18 protein-coding genes are annotated in these 18514 nt (G+C 73.6%); 6 read left to right on the top strand and 12 right to left on the bottom strand.

Annotated elements, in window-relative coordinates; translation table 11 throughout:
* Positions 1–14 precede the first annotated feature (14 nt).
* Positions 15–3371, top strand: coding sequence for a S8 family serine peptidase (locus RM844_RS29340; protein ID WP_311670450.1), 3357 nt, complete (start codon positions 15–17; stop codon positions 3369–3371).
* Positions 3372–3451: 80 nt separating this feature from the next.
* On the opposite strand, the gene pstB is transcribed toward RM844_RS29340, so the two are convergent.
* From pstB to pstS, 4 genes are read right to left on the bottom strand one after another with little or no spacing between them, the layout of a single operon-like run.
* Complete coding sequence (gene pstB / locus RM844_RS29335; RefSeq protein ID WP_311670449.1) at positions 3452–4231, bottom strand: phosphate ABC transporter ATP-binding protein PstB; 780 nt, start codon at positions 4229–4231, stop codon at positions 3452–3454.
* Between the two features lie 14 nt (positions 4232–4245).
* Positions 4246–5322, bottom strand: a complete 1077-nt coding sequence (gene pstA / locus RM844_RS29330; RefSeq protein ID WP_311670448.1) for a phosphate ABC transporter permease PstA — start codon at positions 5320–5322, stop codon at positions 4246–4248.
* The gene (gene pstC, locus RM844_RS29325; protein WP_311670447.1) at positions 5319–6305 is read right to left on the bottom strand and encodes a phosphate ABC transporter permease subunit PstC; all 987 of its coding nucleotides are present in this window, start codon (positions 6303–6305) and stop codon (positions 5319–5321) included. The genes pstA and pstC overlap by 4 nt, the downstream gene beginning before the upstream one ends.
* Positions 6302–7438 (bottom strand): phosphate ABC transporter substrate-binding protein PstS, encoded by a 1137-nt coding sequence (gene pstS, locus RM844_RS29320; protein WP_311670446.1) that lies wholly within the window; start codon positions 7436–7438, stop codon positions 6302–6304. Before pstS ends, pstC begins: the two co-directional genes overlap by 4 nt.
* A gap of 196 nt (positions 7439–7634) precedes the next feature.
* Here pstS and RM844_RS29315 point away from each other — a divergent pair, with 196 nt between their 5' ends.
* Entirely contained in the window at positions 7635–7991 is a 357-nt protein-coding gene (locus tag RM844_RS29315; RefSeq protein ID WP_311670445.1) for a metal-sensitive transcriptional regulator, read from the top strand.
* A gap of 17 nt (positions 7992–8008) precedes the next feature.
* Here RM844_RS29315 and RM844_RS29310 read toward each other — a convergent pair whose 3' ends face one another.
* Positions 8009–8830 carry a hypothetical protein gene (locus RM844_RS29310; protein ID WP_311670444.1) on the bottom strand — a complete coding sequence of 274 codons (822 nt, stop codon included), beginning with the start codon at positions 8828–8830 and terminating at the stop codon, positions 8009–8011.
* 91 nt (positions 8831–8921) lie between these two features.
* On the opposite strand from RM844_RS29310, the gene RM844_RS29305 reads away from it, so the two are divergent.
* Positions 8922–9122: a hypothetical protein gene (locus RM844_RS29305; protein ID WP_311670478.1), complete on the top strand. Its 201-nt coding sequence runs from the start codon at positions 8922–8924 to the stop codon at positions 9120–9122.
* Between the two features lie 47 nt (positions 9123–9169).
* Here the strand turns inward: RM844_RS29305 and RM844_RS29300 are convergent, their stop codons facing one another.
* Positions 9170–9874, bottom strand: a complete 705-nt coding sequence (locus tag RM844_RS29300; RefSeq protein ID WP_311670443.1) for a phosphatase PAP2 family protein — start codon at positions 9872–9874, stop codon at positions 9170–9172.
* Between the two features lie 259 nt (positions 9875–10133).
* On the bottom strand, positions 10134–11132 hold the full coding sequence (locus RM844_RS29295) for a C40 family peptidase (RefSeq protein ID WP_311670442.1): 999 nt from the start codon (positions 11130–11132) through the stop codon (positions 10134–10136).
* A 396-nt stretch (positions 11133–11528) separates the two neighbouring features.
* On the opposite strand from RM844_RS29295, the gene RM844_RS29290 reads away from it, so the two are divergent.
* Both RM844_RS29290 and RM844_RS29285 read left to right on the top strand, forming a co-directional pair.
* The gene (locus RM844_RS29290) at positions 11529–11837 is read left to right on the top strand and encodes a hypothetical protein (protein WP_311670441.1); all 309 of its coding nucleotides are present in this window, start codon (positions 11529–11531) and stop codon (positions 11835–11837) included.
* A 65-nt stretch (positions 11838–11902) separates the two neighbouring features.
* On the top strand, positions 11903–13117 hold the full coding sequence (locus RM844_RS29285) for a PQQ-dependent sugar dehydrogenase (RefSeq protein WP_311670440.1): 1215 nt from the start codon (positions 11903–11905) through the stop codon (positions 13115–13117).
* 49 nt (positions 13118–13166) lie between these two features.
* On the opposite strand, the gene mqnP is transcribed toward RM844_RS29285, so the two are convergent.
* Both mqnP and RM844_RS29275 read right to left on the bottom strand, forming a co-directional pair.
* A complete protein-coding gene (gene mqnP, locus RM844_RS29280) occupies positions 13167–14081 on the bottom strand; it encodes a menaquinone biosynthesis prenyltransferase MqnP (RefSeq protein WP_311670439.1) in 915 nt (304 codons plus the stop codon).
* Entirely contained in the window at positions 14078–15529 is a 1452-nt protein-coding gene (locus RM844_RS29275; RefSeq protein ID WP_311670438.1) for a menaquinone biosynthesis decarboxylase, read from the bottom strand. The genes mqnP and RM844_RS29275 overlap by 4 nt, the downstream gene beginning before the upstream one ends.
* Before the next feature lie 86 nt (positions 15530–15615).
* Between RM844_RS29275 and RM844_RS29270 the strand changes: the two genes are divergently transcribed.
* A complete protein-coding gene (locus RM844_RS29270; RefSeq protein WP_311670437.1) occupies positions 15616–16035 on the top strand; it encodes a PLD nuclease N-terminal domain-containing protein in 420 nt (139 codons plus the stop codon).
* A 50-nt stretch (positions 16036–16085) separates the two neighbouring features.
* On the opposite strand, the gene RM844_RS29265 is transcribed toward RM844_RS29270, so the two are convergent.
* From RM844_RS29265 to RM844_RS29255, 3 genes are all read right to left on the bottom strand, one after another.
* Positions 16086–16970 (bottom strand): M23 family metallopeptidase, encoded by an 885-nt coding sequence (locus RM844_RS29265; protein WP_311670475.1) that lies wholly within the window; start codon positions 16968–16970, stop codon positions 16086–16088.
* Between the two features lie 145 nt (positions 16971–17115).
* Positions 17116–17658 (bottom strand): ArsR/SmtB family transcription factor, encoded by a 543-nt coding sequence (locus tag RM844_RS29260; protein ID WP_311670436.1) that lies wholly within the window; start codon positions 17656–17658, stop codon positions 17116–17118.
* Positions 17659–17800: 142 nt separating this feature from the next.
* Positions 17801–18502 (bottom strand): M23 family metallopeptidase, encoded by a 702-nt coding sequence (locus RM844_RS29255; protein ID WP_311670435.1) that lies wholly within the window; start codon positions 18500–18502, stop codon positions 17801–17803.
* Positions 18503–18514 lie beyond the last annotated feature (12 nt).

Raw genomic sequence — 18514 nt, 5'->3', positions numbered from 1 at the left:
CATCAGGGGGACAGTTGAGGTTCGAATCCGATAGGGATCGACAGCTGGTCAGCCGGCGGCGCCGCCGCCGGCGGGGGACGACCGCCGTCGCGGCCACCGCCGTGGCGCTGGCCATGACGGCGGGGCTCGCGGCCTCGGCCGGCGCCGACGAGGCGACCGGCGGGGCGACCGGCGAGACGCTGCCCACCGTCGCCGAGGCGCGGGCCGGCGGTGAGCGGCTCACGCTGATCACCGGCGACCAGGTGGTGCTCGACGCGACCGGCCGGGTCACCGGGATGCTGCCGGCCGAGGGCCGGGAGGACATCCCGGTACGCACGTTCGACCTGGATGGCCGCGTCCAGGTGCTGCCGGCCGACGTGCTGCCGCTGATCCAGGACGGCACGCTGGACCGCCGGCTCTTCGATGTCACCGCGCTCGCCGAGCAGCGCCAGCACGCCGCGGACGGGCTGCGGCTGATCGTCTCGTACACCGAGGCGGCCGCCGCGGGCGGGGCCGCGGCGCTCTTCACCGAGGCCGACCCGGAGGTCGGCGCCACGCTGGAGGCGGTCGGCGGCGAGGCGCTGACCGTCGCCGCCGAGGACGCGGCGGCGCTGTGGGCCGAACTGACCCGGCCGGCCGACGGCGTCGGCACACTGGACGCCGCACCGGGCATCGCCTCGGTCGCGCTGGACGGCGTGGTCACCAAGTCGCTGGACGTCAGCGTGCCGCAGATCGGCGCGCCCGACGCCTGGGAGAGCGGCTTCGACGGGACCGGCGTGACGGTGGCCGTGCTGGACACCGGCATCGCCAAGGAACACCCGGACCTCGGCGCCGAGCGGGTCGTCGCCGAGCAGAACTTCTCCGAGTCCGACTCGGCCACCGACCGGGACGGCCACGGCACCCACGTGGCCGCCACGGTCGCCGGCACCGGCGGCGCCTACACCGGCGTCGCGCCGGGCGCCGCCCTGATCAACGGCAAGGTGCTGGACGACTCCGGCAGCGGCTTCGAGGCCGACATCATCGAGGGCATGCAGTGGGCCGTCGACGAGGGCGCCGACATCGTCTCGATGAGCCTGGGCGGCGGCGCGGGCAGCGAGATCGACCCGATGGAGGAGGCGGTCAACACCCTCTCCGCCGAGAGCGACGCGCTCTTCGTGATCGCCGCCGGCAACAGCGGCCCGGCCGCCGGCACCATAGGCAGCCCGGGCACCGCGGACGCGGCCCTCACCGTGGGCGCGGTGGACGACGCGGACGCGCTGGCCGACTTCTCCTCGGTCGGTCCCAGGACCCGGGACGGCGGGCTGAAGCCGGACGTCACCGCGCCCGGCGTGGACATCGCCGCCGCGGGCGCCGAGGGCGCCGCGATCTGGGACTACGGCACCCCGGTCGACGACACCCACGTGGCCATCTCCGGCACCTCGATGGCCACCCCGCACGTCTCCGGCGCCGCCGCGCTGCTGGCCCAGGCCAACCCGGAGCTGTCCGGCGAGCAGCTGAAGGCCGTGCTGGCCGGCTCCGCCGTCACCGGCGCCGGCTACTCCGCGTTCCAGCAGGGCAGCGGGCGGATCGACGTGCCGGCGGCGCTCGCCCAGCGGGTGATCGCCGAGCCGAGCAACCTCAGCTTCGGCGCGGTGCCGTTCCCGCACGAGGACGCCGAGCCGGTCACCAGGGAGCTGACGTACCGCAACCTGGGCGAGGAGGACGTCACCCTCCAGCTGACCGCCGAGGGCCTGGACCCGGAGGGCGGCCCGGCCCCCGACGGCCTGTTCACGCTGGGCGCGGACGAGGTCACCGTCCCGGCCGGCGGCACCGCGACCGTCGAGGCCACCGCCAGCACCGCGGCCGGCGAGCTGTTCGGCGGGCACTCGCTCTACGTGACCGCCACCGCCGAGGACGGCAGCACCGTCACCACGGCAGGCGGGGTCGAGCGCGAGGAGGAGAGGTTCACCCTCACCGTGGAGGCCACCGACCGCGCGGGCGCCCCGGCCGCCGAGGTGCCCGCGCTGGCGGTCAACCTGGAGACCTGGGACCTCTACGACGTGTACGGCACCGACGGCACCGCCACCGCGCGGCTGCCGGAGGGCGAGTACGTGGTGGACATCTCGCTCTACCACCAGCCGGCGGGGGCCGAGTACCCCACCGGCGTGGACTGGCTGGTGGAGCCGGTCGTCGAGCTGACCGAGGACACCACCCTCACCGCCGCCGCCGAGGACGCCCGGCCCGTCGAGTGGACGGTGGACGACGAGGCGGCTGAGCTGCTCGACCTGACGGCCGGCTTCGAGGTCCTCGACCCGGCCACCGGGGAGTCGCTGATCAGCACCGGCTGGGCCGCCTTCGGCCTGCCGGACGGCTTCCACACCGCCCAGCTGGACGAGGAGGAGCCCGGCCGGGTCGTCGGCCACGCCAACGCGACCTGGGAGAACCCGGAGACGCTGGCCCAGTACCGGGCGGCCTACCACGACCCGGACGGCTTCTACACCGGGCTCACCGAGCACCTGGACCTGGCCGACACCGCCCGGGTGAACGCCGCCATCGGCGCCTCGGTGCCGGACACCACCGGCGTGCTCTTCGTCTACCCGGAGTCCTTCGGCTTCGCGTCCGGGATCAGCCAGCCGCTGCCGTACGGCGTCGAACTGCACCTCCAGGAGGGCACCGCCTGGGGCGCCGAGTACTTCCAGGACGTCGGCGAGATCTGGGGCGCCATGGTCGGTATCGCGCCGCCCACCGAGTACCCGGCGGGCAGCACCCACGACCTCACGTTCAACGTGGGCGTCTTCGGCCCGACCACGGCCGAGGGGCTCTACCGCGAGGGTGACCTGATCTACGGCTGGATCAACCCGTACACCGACGGCGCCGGGCACCTGTCCTGGGGCGTCCACGAGTCGGGCAGCACCACGCTGTACCGCGACGGCGAGGAGTTCGCCACCGCGAACGACCCGCTGGACGGGGTCGAGTTCGAGGTGCCGGCGGACGAGGCGGAGTACGAGCTGGTCACCACGGTCTCCCGGGGCGCGCCGCTGACCAGTGTGTCCACCGAGATCACCGCCTCCTACACGTTCACCTCGGCGGCCTCCGACGAGGAGCTGGTGGAGCTGCCGTACAGCGCGGTCCGCTACTCCCCCGAGCTGGCGCTGGACAGCACCGCGCCGGCCGGCGAGGCGTTGACCGTGCCGGTGACCGTCGAGGGCGCGGCGGCGGACCACCCCGACGCGCTGACCGTCTCCTTCTCCACCGACGGCGGGGAGACCTGGGAGCCGGTCGAGGTCGTGGACGGCGCCGTGGAGATCGTCGGCCCGGCGGCCGGCGGCAGCGTCTCGCTGCGCGCCGAGACCACGGACGACGCGGGCAACGCGCTGGTCCAGACGATCATCGACGCCTACCGCACCGCCTGATCCCACCCGCACGACCGGCGGCCCGTGGCCCCCTCGACCGGAGGGGGCCGCGGGCCGCCGCGGCGTGCGTGGGCCGCCGGTCAGCCGAAGCGACCCGAGATGTAGTCCTCGGTCGCCTGCACCGACGGGTTGGAGAAGATCCGCTCGGTGTCGTCGATCTCGATCAGCTTGCCCGGCTGGCCGATCGCCGCCAGGTTGAAGAAGGCGGTGCGGTCGGAGACCCGGGCCGCCTGCTGCATGTTGTGGGTGACGATCACGATGGTGTACTCGGACTTGAGCTGGTCGATCAGGTCCTCGATGGCCAGCGTGGAGACCGGGTCGAGCGCCGAGCAGGGCTCGTCCATCAGCAGCACGTCCGGCGCCACCGCGGTGGCCCGGGCGATGCAGAGCCGCTGCTGCTGGCCGCCGGAGAGGCCGGAGCCGGGGCGGGCCAGCCGGTCCTTGACCTCGTTCCACAGGTTGGCGCCGCGCAGGTTGCGCTCCACCAGGTCGTCCATCTCGGACTTGCGCCGCCCGCCGCCGTTGAGCCGGATGCCGGCGGCGACGTTGTCGTAGATCGACATGGTGGGGAACGGGTTGGGCCGCTGGAAGACCATGCCGATGGTGCGGCGCACGGAGACCGGGTCGACGCCGGGACCGTAGAGGTCCTCGTTGTCCAGCAGGACCTTGCCCTCCACCCGGCCGCCCGGGGTCACCTCGTGCATCCGGTTGAGGGTGCGGAGGAAGGTGGACTTGCCGCAGCCGGAGGGCCCGATGAACGCGGTCACCGCGCCCGGCTCGACATGCATCGAGATGTCCTCGATCGCCTTGTGGGCACCGTAGTAGGCGGTCAGCCCGCTGACGTCGATGCGCTTTGCCATGGGGGGCACCTCTCCTAACGACCGGTCTTGGGGGCCTTCCAGCGGGCGATGCCGCGGGCGACCAGGTTGAGCAGCATCACCAGGGCGATCAGCACCAGCGCCGCCGACCAGGCACGGTCGTAGGCGGACTCGGTGCCGTACGCCCACTGCTCGTAGACATAGAGCGGCAACGAGGACTGGGCGCCCTCGAAGACGTTGGCGTTGATCATGTTGTTGCCGAACACCAGCAGGATGATCGGCGCGGTCTCGCCGGCGATCCGGGCCAGCGCCAGCATCACCCCGGTGGTGATCCCGCCGATCGCGGTGGGCAGCACCACCTTGAGGATGGTGCGCCACTTCGGGATGCCGAGCGCCAGGGACGCCTCGCGCAGCTCGCCGGGGACCAGCTTGAGCATCTCCTCGGTGGAGCGGACCACGATCGGCATCATCAGGATGGCCAGCGCCAGCGACCCGGCGAAGCCGGAGTAGCCGAGGTCCAGCATCATGATCCACAGGCTGAGGACGAAGAGGCCGGCCACGATCGAGGGGATGCCGGTCATCACGTCCACGAAGAAGGTGATGACCTTCGCCAGCCGGCCCCGGCCGTACTCCACCAGGTAGACGGCGGTCAGCAGGCCGATCGGGATGGCCAGCAGCGAGGCCAGCGCGACCTGCTGGAGGGTGCCGAGCAGCGCGTGGTAGATGCCGCCGCCGTCCTGCCAGCTGAGCACGCCGTTCATGGAGTGGGTCAGGAAGTACCAGTCGACGCCGGGGGCGCCCCGGGCGATGGTCTCCCACAGCAGCGAGGCCAGGGGCAGCACGGCCACCACGAAGCTGGCCCACACCAGGGTGGCGGCCAGCCGGTCCACGGCCTGCCGGCGGCCCTCGACGGCGCTGGTCAGCACGAACCGGGTGACCACGAAGACCAGGGCGGCGATCAGCCCCCACTGGAGGCGGCTCTCCAGGCCGCCGAGCAGCCCGGCGGCCACCCCCACGGCGGCGGAGCCGAGCAGCAGCGCGGCCAGCGACCAGCGGGGCAGCCGCGGCGGGCGCAGCGTCTTGGGCCGGAGGTCGGCGGTGACGCGGGTGGGTTCCGAGGTGGTCTGGCTCATGCGTTGGCCCCCGAGTACTCCTTGCGGCGGGCGATGATCAGCCGGGCGGCGCCGTTGACCAGCAGGGTCAGCAGGAAGAGCACCAGTCCGGAGGCGATCAGCGCGTCCCGGCCCATCGAGCCGGCCTCCTTGAACTGGCTGGCGATGTTCTGCGCGAAGGTGCCGCCGCCGGACTCCAGCACGGAGGCGTTGATCAGGAAGCTCGGCGAGAGCACGGTGGCCACCGCCATCGTCTCCCCGAGGGCGCGGCCCAGGCCCAGCATCGAGGCGCTGATCACGCCGGACCGGCCGAAGGGCAGCACGGTCACCCGGATCACCTCCCAGCGGGTGGCGCCGAGCGCGAGCGCGGCCTCCTGGTGCGCCTTGGGCGTCTGCTGGAAGACCTCGCGGGTGACCGAGGTGATGATCGGCAGGATCATCACGGCCAGCAGGATGCCCACCGTCATCAGGGACCTGGCGGGGCTGCCGTCGTAGGCGAAGACCCCGGTCCAGCCGAAGTAGTCGTCCAGCCAGTCGTAGAGTCCGGTCATCCTGGGCACCAGGAAGAGCGCGCCCCACAGGCCGTAGATGATGCTGGGCACGGCGGCCAGCAGGTCCACCAGGTAACCGATGGGGGTGGCCAGCCGGCGCGGCGCGTAGTGCGAGAGGAACAGCGCGATACCGACCGCGACCGGCACGGCGAGCGCCATCGCGATCACCGAGCTGACCACGGTGCCGAAGAGCAGCACCGCGATGCCGAAGTACGGCGGGTCGGCGTTGGCGTCCCAGGCGAAGGTGGTGAGGAAGTTGCCGTCGTTGGCCCGGATGGCGACCACCGCGCGGATGGCGAGGAAGACCGCGATGGCGGCCATGATCGCCAGCAGCACGATGCCGGAGCCCTTGGCGAGGTTGCTGAAGACCCGGTCACCCAGCCGGACGGTGCGCTGCCCGCCGCCCGTGCTCGGAGGGGTGGGCGGGGAGGTCGTCGTGTCGTTGCTGGTCATCCCTGGCCTCGGTCCATCGCCTCGACGCGGTCGCGCACCTGCTCGATGATGTCGTCCGAGATCGGCGCGTAGTCGATCTCGGCCAGCGCCCGCTGGCCCTCCTCGCCGGCGGTGTACTCAAGGAAGGCCCTGGTCAGCTCGGTGGTGGCCGGGTCGTTCCCGGTGTCGCAGACGATCTCGTAGGTGACCAGCACGATGGGGTAGACGCCTTCCTCGCGGGTCGCGTAGTCCAGCTCCAGGGCCAGGTCGCCGTCCTCGCCGACGACCTCGGCCTCGGCGATGGCGTTGGAGGAGTTGTCCACCGTGGCCGCCACCGGCTCGTCGGCGCCGGTGTCGATCCGGACGGTGTCCAGGCCGTTCTGGTGCGCGTAGGACAGCTCGAAGTAGGCGATGGCGCCGACGTTCTGCTGCACCATGCCGACCAGCCCGGAGGAGCCGTCGGCGGACTGCCCGCCGTGCCCGCGCCAGGCCTTGTCCGGCTCGTAGGGCCAGGACTCGGGCGCCGAGGCGTGCAGGTAGCTGGTGAGGTTCTCGGTGGTGCCGGAGCCGTCCGAACGGTGGAACGGGGTGATCGCCAGGTCGGGCAGCTCGACGCCCGGGTTGAGCGCGGCGATCGCCGGGTCGTTCCAGCGGGTGATCCGGGAGTCGAAGACCTGGGCCAGGGTGTCGGCGTCCAGGTTCAGCTCGGGGACGCCCGGCAGGTTGTAGCCCAGCGCGATCGGGCCGGCGGCCATCGGCAGGTGGATGGCGCGGCCGTCGTCGCGGCAGACGCGGCGGGACTCGGCCACCTCGCCCTCGGACAGCAGCGAGTCGGAGCCGGCGAAGGCGGTGGTGCCCTGGAGGAACTCCTGGACGCCGGCGCCGGAGCCGGTCGCCTTGTAGTTGATCTGGCTTCCTTCACAATTGGCCTGGTAGGTGTTCACCCAGACCTCCATCGCGTTGGCCTGGGCACTCGATCCGGAGGCCAGCAGCGTCCCGGCGGGGCCGCAGCGCAGGTCGTCGACGGAGAAGTCCACCGCTCCCGGGAGTCCGGAGTTGTCGTCCGAGCCACAGCCAGTGAGGACCAGGGCGCCCGCCGCCAGCGCGGCACCCAGGCTGAGCGCCCGCCGCCCGCTCGTGCGCGAAAGCTTCACTGTCGTTCGACTCCTTCCCGTGAACCGTCTCCACCCGAAAGTAGGTTGATCAGGTGAATCGGCTTACGGTCAAAAGTGAATAGCAAATGAATCAGACAGGACGGTCAGGTTGCCGACGAGGTGCACGATAGTGCCTGGTTGGCGGACGATTCGTTACGCTATACCCGTCAGGGGTATATGAGCAGAAGGCGGCGCTATGACCACGGTAGAGACGATCGCCGACCACGGCGCGGCCGGCGAGGAGGGCTCCGCCGAGCAGCCCCAGCCGGGTCCGCACGGCTACAGCAAGGACAAGGACGCCCACCTGAAGCGGCTGCGCCGCATCGAGGGGCAGATCCGCGGCCTCCAGCGGATGGTCGAGGAGGACGTCTACTGCATCGACATACTGACGCAGGTCTCCGCCTCCACCAAAGCGCTCCAGTCCTTCGCCCTCCAGCTGCTGGAGGAGCACCTGCGGCACTGCGTGGCGCACGCGGCCCGGGAGGGCGGCCCGGAGATCGACGCCAAGGTCGAGGAGGCCACGGCGGCCATCGCCCGGATGCTGCGCACCTGACGGCGGCCGGCCGGCGGTCAGGCGACGGCGCCCCAGTAGACGTCCGCCGGCTCGGGCAGCGTCACCTCCACGGCGACCCCGAAGCCGAAGAGCGTCACCGTGGACGTCACCTCCACCGCCCGCACGCCCTGCGCCAGGCTGAACCGGTGCTGCACCCGGCGCGGCGCCCCGGCCTCGTCCAGATAGGCGTCGAACGGCACCTCGGTGCTGGTGAAGCCGGCCACGGCGGCGGCCAGCTGCTCCCTGGTGGGGGCCGCGGGCGCCACCTCGGCCGCCACCGCGATGTCCGCCACCCCCCGGTAGTGCCGCACCGGCTCGCCGTCGAAGCTCGCCTCCCCCAGGTCGTCCGCGCGCCGCGCCCCGCGCAGCAGCTCGACGGCGGTGATCGGGTCCGTCGCCCCGCCCGTCACCAGGTTCCCGTCGGGGACGCCGGCCACCTCGACCCGCACCCACTTGTCGGCCGGCACCCCGGCGCCCCGGTTCTTCATGAAGAGTTCACCCGGCGCGAAGACCTCGGTGACCGGCCCCGGGCTCCGGGCCCCGCCCGGATCGGGCGGCAGGCTCACGCTCAGCTCGCCGAGCCCGCGGGTGTAGTCGAAGGCGCCCTCGCCGTGGATGGTCAGCTGGGTGCCGCCGGAGGCCATCCGCATCGCGGTGCGGGCCCGGGAGCTGCCGGCCTCGACCAGCTGGTCGGCCGCCTGCCGGACCCGGGTCAGCGGATCGTCCCCGGCCGATCCGTCGGAGGCCGCCGAGCCGGTGCCGGAGCACCCGCTGACCGCCAGCACCACCACCAGCAACCCGCCCCAGCCCAGCGCGGACGCCCACCGCCACACCACCATGGACCCCCTGGCACCCCGGGCTCCTCGCCGCACCGCCGACCGTTCCGACGACCGACTAACGAGGTCCGCGCGGGCCCGTTACGGTAGTGGGGTGAACAACCGCGGGGACGAGCCGGGCCAGCCGTCGATCTCCCCGCCCGACGCCGCCGGCGGCCACCGGATGGAGCTGCTCGAACGCGGACCGTTCCTGGCCGCCCGGTGCAGCTGCGGCTGGTCCAGTCCGGCCCGCCGCTCCCGGCCGCTGGCCAGGACCGAGGCCGCCGCCCACCTGGGGCACCGCTTCCCCGCCTGACCACACCGGCGCCGGCGCGCGTCCGGGACGCGGCCGGGGCTCGGCCGTCAGCCGCTCCGCGCCGGCCGGCCGGTACCCGCCGGCTGGGCCGGGCCCCGGCCGACGGCCGCGTTCCCGCCGGCCAGGCGCGAGGCCGCCGTGCCGCTCGGCCCGAGGAGCCAGCCCAGCCAGCGGGTCCCGGCACCCAGCCGGACCAGCGGCGTCAACGCGGCCAGCGCCAACGGCGCCAGCAGCAGCGCGACGGCCATGCCGAGCGCGTAGCCGCCGACCACGTCCGTCGGGTAGTGCACGCCCAGCACCACCCGGGCCACCCCCTGGGCCAGCGCCAGGGCCAGCGCCAGCAGCCCCAGCGTGCGGTGCACCAGGAAGAGTCCCACCGCGATGGCCATCGCCACCCCGGCGTGGTCGCTGACGAAGGAGTAGCCGTCCTTCTCCGGGATCAGCACCGTGAGGTCCGGGTGGTTCTCGTGCGGCCGGGAACGGGCGACGAACGAGCGGATCGGGACGTTGGCCAGGCAGGTGACGCCGGCGGCCAGCAGCGCCCAGAGGCAGCCGGGCACCGCCTGCGCCGCGTCCGGACGCCGGCGCACCAGCAGCCAGGCGACGAGGACGAGCCCCACCAGCACCAGCGGCAGGCCCCACTCCCCCACCAGGGTCACCGCGGAACGCGCCCAGCCAGGCAACCCGTCCGCGAGGCCGTTCACCCCGTAGAGCACGTCCAACTCAAAGTCTGGATCGTCGAGTTCAGCCATCTGCCGTGCGGCCCCTTCGTGCGGTGGGGGACCCCGCCAGGGTGGGCGGGGAGGAGGAGCCCCTGTTCGGTACAGGTAACGCCCATTGCCTCCCCCGGAGTGCCGACGTCCACGGAATGCCGGCCACAGCGTTATCGAACAGCAACGCGTTGCCGCAGCTCAGCGCGGTATCACTGGCCAAAGCCCTGCCGAGAGTGACCATGCCGGGGGCATGGGACAGCCACCGGCGACGAGCGGCCGAGCGTCGCCGCCGGCCCGGTCAGCTGGCCGAGGGCCGGGTGGCGCCGTAGTAGCCGGCGGTGTCGATCGGGTCGAAGCGGATGGTCGCCCCCGTGTAGGGCGCGTTGATCATGTAGCCGCCGCCGACGTAGATGCCGACGTGGTTGATGCTCCGCGGATCGTTCAGGTCGGTGGCGAAGAACACCAGGTCGCCCGGGAGCAGCTCGTCGCGGGACGGGTGCGGTCCGACCGTCCACTGGTCGTTGGCCACCCGCGGCAGCTCGATGCCGACCGACTCGTAGGCCGCCTTGGTCAGGCCGGAGCAGTCGAACCGGCCGTCGTCCTCCGGGGTGCCGTCGCCGCCCCACAGGTAGGGCGTCCCCAGGTGCTCCTGGGCGAAGGTCACGGCGCCGGCGGCCTGCTCCAACGGGGGCAGCCGGACGTCTTCCGCCTCCTCGGGCGGCGCGGCGAAGCCGGCCTCGGCGGCGCGGATGATCCGCACGTAGTTCTGCGTCTCCTCGTACGGGGGGACGCCGTTGTACCTGATCACCGCGTACGGGCCGGCGTTGTAGGCGGCCAGCATGTTGTCCACCGGGTCGCCCGGCACGTCGGCCACGTAGCCGGCCAGCGCGCAGTCGTAGGCGGCGGCCGAGGGGATCGCGTCCTCCGGGTCCCAGACATCGGCCACCCCGTCGCCGTTGGCGTCCAGCCCGTGGGTGGCCCAGGTGCCCGGGATGAACTGCGCGATGCCCTGCGCCGCCGCGTGGCTCTGGGCGTCCGGGCGCCAGCCGCTCTCCTGGCTGAGCTGCGCCGCCAGGATGGCCGGGGACAGCTCCGGGCAGGTGTTGCCGTACTGCTGCACGAGGTCCGCGTACTCGGGGGGCACGGTGTTCGGCGCGAGGCGCCCGTCCCCGCCGCCCGGCCGGCCGGAGCCGCCGAACAGGTCGGCGGCGGTCCCGTAGACCCCGATCACCAGGAAGCCGACGAAGGCCAGCAGCACCCCGAAGCCGGCACCGACCACCAGTACGACCCGGCGCATCGTCCGCCCCTTCTCCGCACGTTCCCCTGGAGCCGGCGCCAGGACCACCGCGACCCGGCTGGCCGGGAACGGCGGTCACGTCGCCGACCGGCGCCACTCGCCGGCTCGTTCGATGGTGACATGGGTTGCCGGCCGAGCGTCCGGTCTTCCGCCGGTTGTGATCCGGAGAACGCGCCCAGGGCACGGTTTTGCGTCAACCCCGGCCCCCGGCTGGCGAGATCCGGCCAAAGCGGCGGGCCAGGACCCGATGTCCGCGCCCCCGGGCGGGACTTGGCCCGGGCCGCCGCCGAGCGCCGGGCCGGTGAACGGTCGTCACCATCCGGACTCGGCTGTCGGCGGGGCGTGGCACAATCCGATGAGGAGGGGACAAGAGAGCGAGTGAGGCGGTGAGTTCGAATGCTCCTAGCGGCGGAAGAAGACGACATCACCAACATCATCGGCGGCATCGCCCCTGACTGGGGGCCGTTCGCCGCGGTGGGCAACGAGGCCAGGACGTTGATCCAGGTCATCATGGCGTTGGCCATCCTGATCTGCATGGCCATCGCGATCTGGGGCGCGGCCAAGCAGCGGATCGGGTCCACGGCCATGCGGGACAGTTTCAGCGCCGAGCAGGGCAAGGGCCTGATCGTGGCCGGGCTGACCGGCATCTTCATCATCGGCTCGCTGGGCACGTTGTTCACCATCATCTACGGGATGGCGATCTGAGGCGCCGGGCGGTGCGCGCGGGCGCCGGCGGGCGTCCCGGGGTGTGACGGAAGGAACGGCAGCTGATGGGTGAACGCGCCGGGCGCCGGCGGCCGTTGGCGCGCGCGCTGCTCGCCGCCACGGCCGGGGCCGCACTGCTGGCCGGCTGCGCGGGCGGCCCGGCCGCCGACCGCGCCGCCTCCCAGCCCACGGACCCCGAGACCTCGGACACCGGCGGGACCGACGGCCAGGCCGGGGGCCCGAGCGAGGAGCCGGCCGCGGAGGAGCCGCCCCCGGAGGAGACCGCGCCGCCGGCGCCGGCCACCGGCGCGGCCACGCCCGCCGGCGCGCCCGTCGAAGGGCTGGACGACGCCTGCTGCGTGGCGCGGCTGCCCGACGGCGACCTGCTGGTCGGCGCCCGCACCACCGGTGCGTTGACCCGGGTGACGCCGGCCGGCGAGGTGACGCCTTTCGGCCAGGTGAGCGGCCTGACGGGGAACAACGCCGGGGAGTTGCTCGGCCTCGCGGTCGACCCCGCCTTCGAGGGCGACGGCGGGAACGGCGACGGCATCTACGCCTTCTACAGCGGCGCCGACGGCAACCAGCTCTACCGCTACCTCTACCAGCCGGATGCCGAGCCCGGCGCCCAACTGGGCGGCAGCGGGAGCAACGTCCTCCGCAACGTGGCCGCCCCCCTGCCGCGTGGTGACCAACGCAACGGCGGGGTGCTCGCCTTCGGCGCGGACGGGATGCTCTACGTCGGCACCGGGGACGCCGGCGAGGCCGGGCTGGCCGACGACCCGGACTCCCCGGCCGGCAAGATCCTGCGCCTGGAGCCGGACGGCTCCGTCCCGGACGACCAGCTCAGCCAGGGCTCCCCGATCTACTCGCGGGGACACCCCGAGGTGCTGGGCATGGCCTGGGACGAGCGAACCGAGCTGCTCTGGTCGGTCAGCCGCACCGCGGAGGGGACGGTCGAGGTGGCCTCCAACGCGCCGGGCTCCGCCGGCGGCGACGCGCTGCACAGCTGGACCACGGACGAGGTCGAGCCGGCCGGGCTGGCCCTGGTGGCCGGCTCGCTCTGGGTGCCATCGACGGTGGGCCCGAGCCTGTGGCGCCTTCCGCTGGCCGGCGCCGAGCTGGCCGGCGCACCGCAGGAGCTGCTGGCCGGCGAGCTGCCGGCGCCACTGGCCGTGCTGCCCGGCGCCGAGCCGGACGAGCTGCGGCTGCTCGCCGGCGGCGGCACCGACGCCGCGGGCGAGGAGGGCCCGGGCAGCCTCCTCGGCTTCACCGTGGAGTGACGCCCCCGGCCGCCGCGCCCGCCGCCACGACGGCGCCGGCCCGCGGGGCTCAGAACGTCAGCCCGCGGGCCACCAGATCGAGCAGGGCGAAGCCGAACAGCGCTATCCCGACGAAGCCGTTGACCGTGAAGAACGCCCGGTTGAGCCGGCTGAGGTCGTCCGGCCGGACGATGGCGTGCTCGTAGCAGAAGGCAGCGGCGACCACCAGCAGCCCCACCCACAGCAGTGGCCCGGCGCCGCTGGCCGCCGCGTACCAGGCGAACAGCCCCAGCGTCAGCAGGTGGCAGACCCGGGCGCCGCGCAGGGCGCCGGCCACGCCGAACCGGGCCGGCACCGAGCGGACCGCGCCGGCCCGGTCGGACGCCACGTCCTGACAGGCGTAGATCAGGTCGAAGCCGCCGATCCACAGGCCGACGGCCGAGCCGAGCAGCACCGCGTCCCAGGACCAGCTGCCGGTGACCGCGAGCCAGCCGCCGACCGGGCCCATCGCCTGGGCCAGCCCCAGGATGGCGTGCGGGTAGTCGGTGAACCGCTTGCCGTACGGGTAGACCACCATCGGCACCACGGCGAGCGGGGCCAGCGCCAGGCAGAGCGGGTTGAGCAGCGCGGCGGCGCCGAGGAAGACGGCCAGCGCGACGCCGGCGCCCACCCAGGCGGTGCGCACCGAGACGGCGCCGGTGACCAGCTCCCGGCCGGCGGTGCGCGGGTTGCGGGCGTCGATCTCCCGGTCGATGACCCGGTTCGCCGCCATCGCGAAGGTGCGCAGCCCGACCATGGCGACGGTCACCAGCAGCAGGGTCAGCCACTGCACGGTGCCGTCGTCCAGGAACATGGCGGTCAGCGCCGCCATGTAGCCGAAGGGCAGCGCGAAGACCGAGTGCTCGATCATCACCAGCCGCAGGAAGGCCCGGACCCGGCCGCGTCCCGCCGCCGGCGCGCCGGCCGGGGAGGACACCGCCGTCACAGCCCGTACTCCTTCCAGCGCTTCGTCACCCGGTCCACGACGGCCGGGTCGGAGACGATCATCTCCGGCCAGCCGCCGTCCCGGGTGTAGCCCTCCTCCGGCCACTTGGCGGTGGCGTCGATCCCCGCCTTGCCGCCCCAGAACTGTTGGTAGGAGGCGTGGTCCAGGTGGTCGACCGGCCCCTCGACGTGCAGCACGTCGCGCGCGTAGTCGACGTTCCCCAGGGCCCGCCAGGCGACGTCCCGCGGATCGTGCACGTCGCAGTCGGCGTCCACCACGATGACCAGCTTGGTCAGCGACATCATGTGGGCGCCCCAGACCGCCGACATCACCTTCTGCGCGTGCTTCGGGTACTTCTTGTCGATCGAGACGATCGCGCAGTTGTGGAAGCCGCCGCTCTCCGGCAGGTGGTAGTCGACGATGTCCGGGATGATCACCTTCAGCAGCGGCAGGAAGAACCGCTCGGTGGCCCGGCCCAGCGGCCCGTCCTCGGTGGGCGGCCGGCCGACCACGATGGACTGGAGGATCGGCTTGCGGCGCATGGTGACGCAGTCGATGGTGAGCGCGGGGAACGGCTCCTGCGGGGTGTAGAAGCCCGTGTGGTCGCCGTACGGCCCCTCGGGCAGCGTCTCGCCCGGCTCCAGCCAGCCCTCCAGCACCACCTCGGCGGCGGCCGGCACCTGGAGCGGCACCGTCTCGCAGTCCACCAATTCGACGCGCCGACCGCCCACGAATCCGGCGAAGAGATATTCGTCGATATCGCCGGGCAGCGGCGCGGTGGCGGCATAGGTGACGGCCGGCGGGCAGCCGAACGCGATGGCGACGGGAAGTCGCTCACCCCGGCGGGCGGCCACCTGATAGTGATTCCGGCTGTCCTTGTGGATCTGCCAGTGCATTCCGATGGTGCGTTTGTCGTGGCGCTGGAGCCGGTAGAGCCCGAGATTACGCACCCCGGTTTCCGGGTCCTTGGTGTGGGTGAGTCCCAGGTTGAAGAACGAGCCGCCGTCCTTGGGCCAGGTGAAGAGTGCCGGCAGCCGCTCCAGGTCGACCTGGTCGCCGCGGAGCACGACCTCCCGCACCGGACCGCTCTTGACCTTCTTCGGCGGCACGTGGGTCATCGTGGCGAGCTTGCCGAACGCCTCGCGGAAGCCGACGAAGCCCTGGGGCAGCTCCGGCTTGAGCAGGCCGCCGATGCGTTCGCTGATCTCCTCGTAGGAGCGCAGGCCGAGGGCCTTCAGCAGCCGGCGGTCGGTGCCGTAGACGTTCATCGCCAGCGGCAGGTCGGAGCCTTTGACGTTCTCGAAGAGCAGTGCGGGGCCGCCCGCCTTGTTCACCCGATCCGTGATCTCGCCCACTTCGAGATGGGGATCGACCTCGGCTTTGACCCGCTTGAGGTCGCCGTCCTTCTCCAGGGCCTTCAGCAGGGCACGAAGGTCGTCGTATGCCATGGGCCTCAGTATTCCGGACGCATTACCCTGGGCCTTAGTCAGGGGTTGCGCTCCGCGCCCACGCCATCTCGCCCTGGGGGACTACCATGCTGCGGGTGCTGTTGTTTCTGGTACCGCTGGCACTGGCCATCTACGCCTTGGTTGACTGCATCAGCTCCAAGGACGAGGAAGTACGCCACCTGCCCAAGCTGGTCTGGCTGGCGCTGATCGCCCTGGCCTGGGTCATCGGTCCGCTCGCCTGGATCCTGGTGGGCCGCAAGCGCGGCGCGCGCGGCGGTGCCGCCCGGCGCGGGAGCGGCGGGTGGGTCGCGCCCGACGACAACCCCGAGTTCCTCCGTTCGCTCAACGACGAGCGGGACCGCGGCCAGAGCGAGCAGGACAAGGAGCTGCTGGAGAACTGGGAAGAGGACCTGCGCCGGCGCGAGGACGAGCTGCGGCAGCGCGGCGACGGGGACGAGGGCCCCGGCACCCCGCCCGAGCCGCCGGCCGGCGGCGGCAAGCAGTAGCCGCCCCGCACACCGCGCGTACCGAGGCCGGCGCCCTGGAGGCGCCGGCCTCAGCGCTGTCCCGGGGGCGCCTCGCCGCCCGCGCCGGCCTCCGGGGCGGGGGTGCCGGCGTCGGCCGGCTCGGCGTCGTCGGCCGGCACGGTGAACCAGGTCCCGGCCGCCGGGACCCCGACGCCCGCCCAGCGGAACGGCAGCCCGCTGGCCACGTCAGGGACCGGGTGGTCCATCAGCTGGAAGTGCAGGTGCGGCTCCGAGGAGTTGCCGGTGTTGCCGCAGCGCGCCACCAGCTGACCGGCGCGCACCCGGTCTCCGGGGCGCACGGCGAGCGATCCGCGCCGCAGGTGCGCGTAGAGCGCGTAGGTGCCCCCGCCGAGATCGAGCACCAGGTGGTTGCCGATCACCCGACGGGCGCCGAACAGGTCCCGCAGCACGCCCTCCGCCAGCAGGTAGGGCAGGGCGGGCCAGGAGTTCCGGCTGAGGTGGTCGCGCTGCCGGTCGGTGGCCCGCACCACCACCCCGTCGGCGACGGCGCGCAGCGGGGCATCGAAGCCCGGGAACGCGGCGTTGCGCCGGGCCGGCGGCCACCAGCCGAAGCCGGGGCGGGGCGGTCCTGGCGCGCCCGGCCCGACCTCGGCGACCACGTCGATGGCGTGGCTCTGGCCGTAGGCGCGGGTGCCGTGGCTCGGCACCCGGTCCGCCGGGCTGTTCAGCGCGGACCAGGTGCCGGTCACCGGGGGCCGCACGGTCCGGGGCGCGGCGTCCGGCCGCTCGTCCCGGCGGCCGACCAGGGCGGCGGCGAGCTGGCTGGCCAGCGCGGCGCCGATCGGCAGCCAGCCGCCGAGCCAGGGCAGCCGGCCGGTCGCCAGGTCGATCAGCAGGTAGGCGAGGAAGACCAGCCAGCAGGCCCGGCCCAGCCGGACCAGCGTCCGGCGCAGCCGGCGCGGTGGCGGCCCGGCCGCCCGGGGGCCGGCGGTGGGCCGGGCGGTGGGCCGGTGCTCGGTCTGTGGCACGGGGCTCTCGTCTCCTCCGTCGCGGGTGAGCCGTTCGCCGCCCGGCGGGGCGGCCGCGGGGCCCGGGGGGTCAGGGGCGGGCGGCGGTGACGGCCACCAGCAGCGGCACGACCCGCACCGGGGGCACCTGCCACTGGCCACGGCCCGCGCTGGTCAGCCAGCCGGCCGCGGCGAGCTGCCGCAGGTGGTGGTAGATCTGGCCGGTGGTGCCGGTCTCGGGCAGCTCGGCCAGCTCGCCGGCGGTGCGGCGGCCGGCGAGCACCGCGCGGAGCAACCGCAGCCGCACCGGGTGCCCGAGCGCGGCGAGGGACTCGGCGGTCAGCGCCCAGTCGGCGTCCAGCAGCGCTTCCAGGGCCTGGCCGTACTGCCACTCGTACCGCTCGTCGGTGGGCAGCCGGACCGCGCCGGTGAAGAGCACGCCGCCGTCCGGGGCGGTGTCCCGCAGCCGGCTCTTGAGGCCCTCCAGGGCCCAGAAGTCGCCGCCATGCGCCCGCTCCGTGGGCTCCGGGGCCTCCGTCGCCCCAGCCGCGGGCGCGGGCGCCTCCCGGGCTTCCAGCGCCGCGAGCCGGGCCTCCAGCGCGGCCACCCGTTCCGCCAGTTCCGCCACATCCATGACCCGGAGATTACGTAATTACGTAATCCCTGGCAAGCCGCCCCGGCCCGGCCACCGCCCGCCCAGCCGACGACGGCCCGGGCGCGGCTTGCGCGCCCGGGCCGTCGTCACGGGTCATCCGGTGCGGGGGGCGACCCCCGCGTCACACCTTGGCGTTCTCGGCCCGCAGGAACTCCATCGGGTCGATGGCGGTGCCGTACTCGGCGCTGGTGCGGACCTCGAAGTGCAGGTGGGGGCCGCTGCTGTTGCCGGTGTTACCGGACAGCGCGATCCGCTCGCCGGTCTCCACCCGGTCACCCGCGGCCACGTCCACCTCGGAGAGGTGCGCGTACTGGGTGAAGGTGCCGTCGTCGTGCTCGATCACCACGGCGTTGCCGTAGGCGGGGCCGTCACCGGCGCCGTTGCCGCCGGCCTTGACCACGGTGCCGCCGTGCACGCTCTGCACCTCGGTGCCGGTCGGGACGGCGAAGTCCTGACCGCTGTGCTTGGCGGTCCAGCGGTCACCGCTGTTGCCGTAGGTGGCGGACAGCTCGTAGTCGCCGTCGATCGGCGCCACCCAGTCCTCGGCGGTGGGCTCGGCCTCGGCGGCCGGCTCGCGCTCGGTGGTCTTCTCGGTGCTCGCGCCGGCGGGCTCCCCGGCCGGCTCGCCGGTGCGCTCGCCGCCGACGGTCCCGACCAGGTCGGAGACGGTGTGGGCGGCGTACACGTCGGCGGGGTTGCCATCGGCCGCCACCGCCGCGCCCGTGAGGACGACCGACGCGGTGACGCCGGCCGCCGCGACGGTGGCGACGCGGGTGCGCAGACGGAGGTTCTCGCGGATGCGGTGCGTGGTGATCTTCGGCATGGAGGTCCACCT

The organism is Streptomyces chisholmiae (genome assembly GCF_031845445.1).
In the GTDB taxonomy this organism is placed as follows: Bacteria; Actinomycetota; Actinomycetes; order Streptomycetales; family Streptomycetaceae; genus Streptomyces; species Streptomyces chisholmiae.
This window is presented reverse-complemented; position numbering and strand designations above follow the sequence as displayed.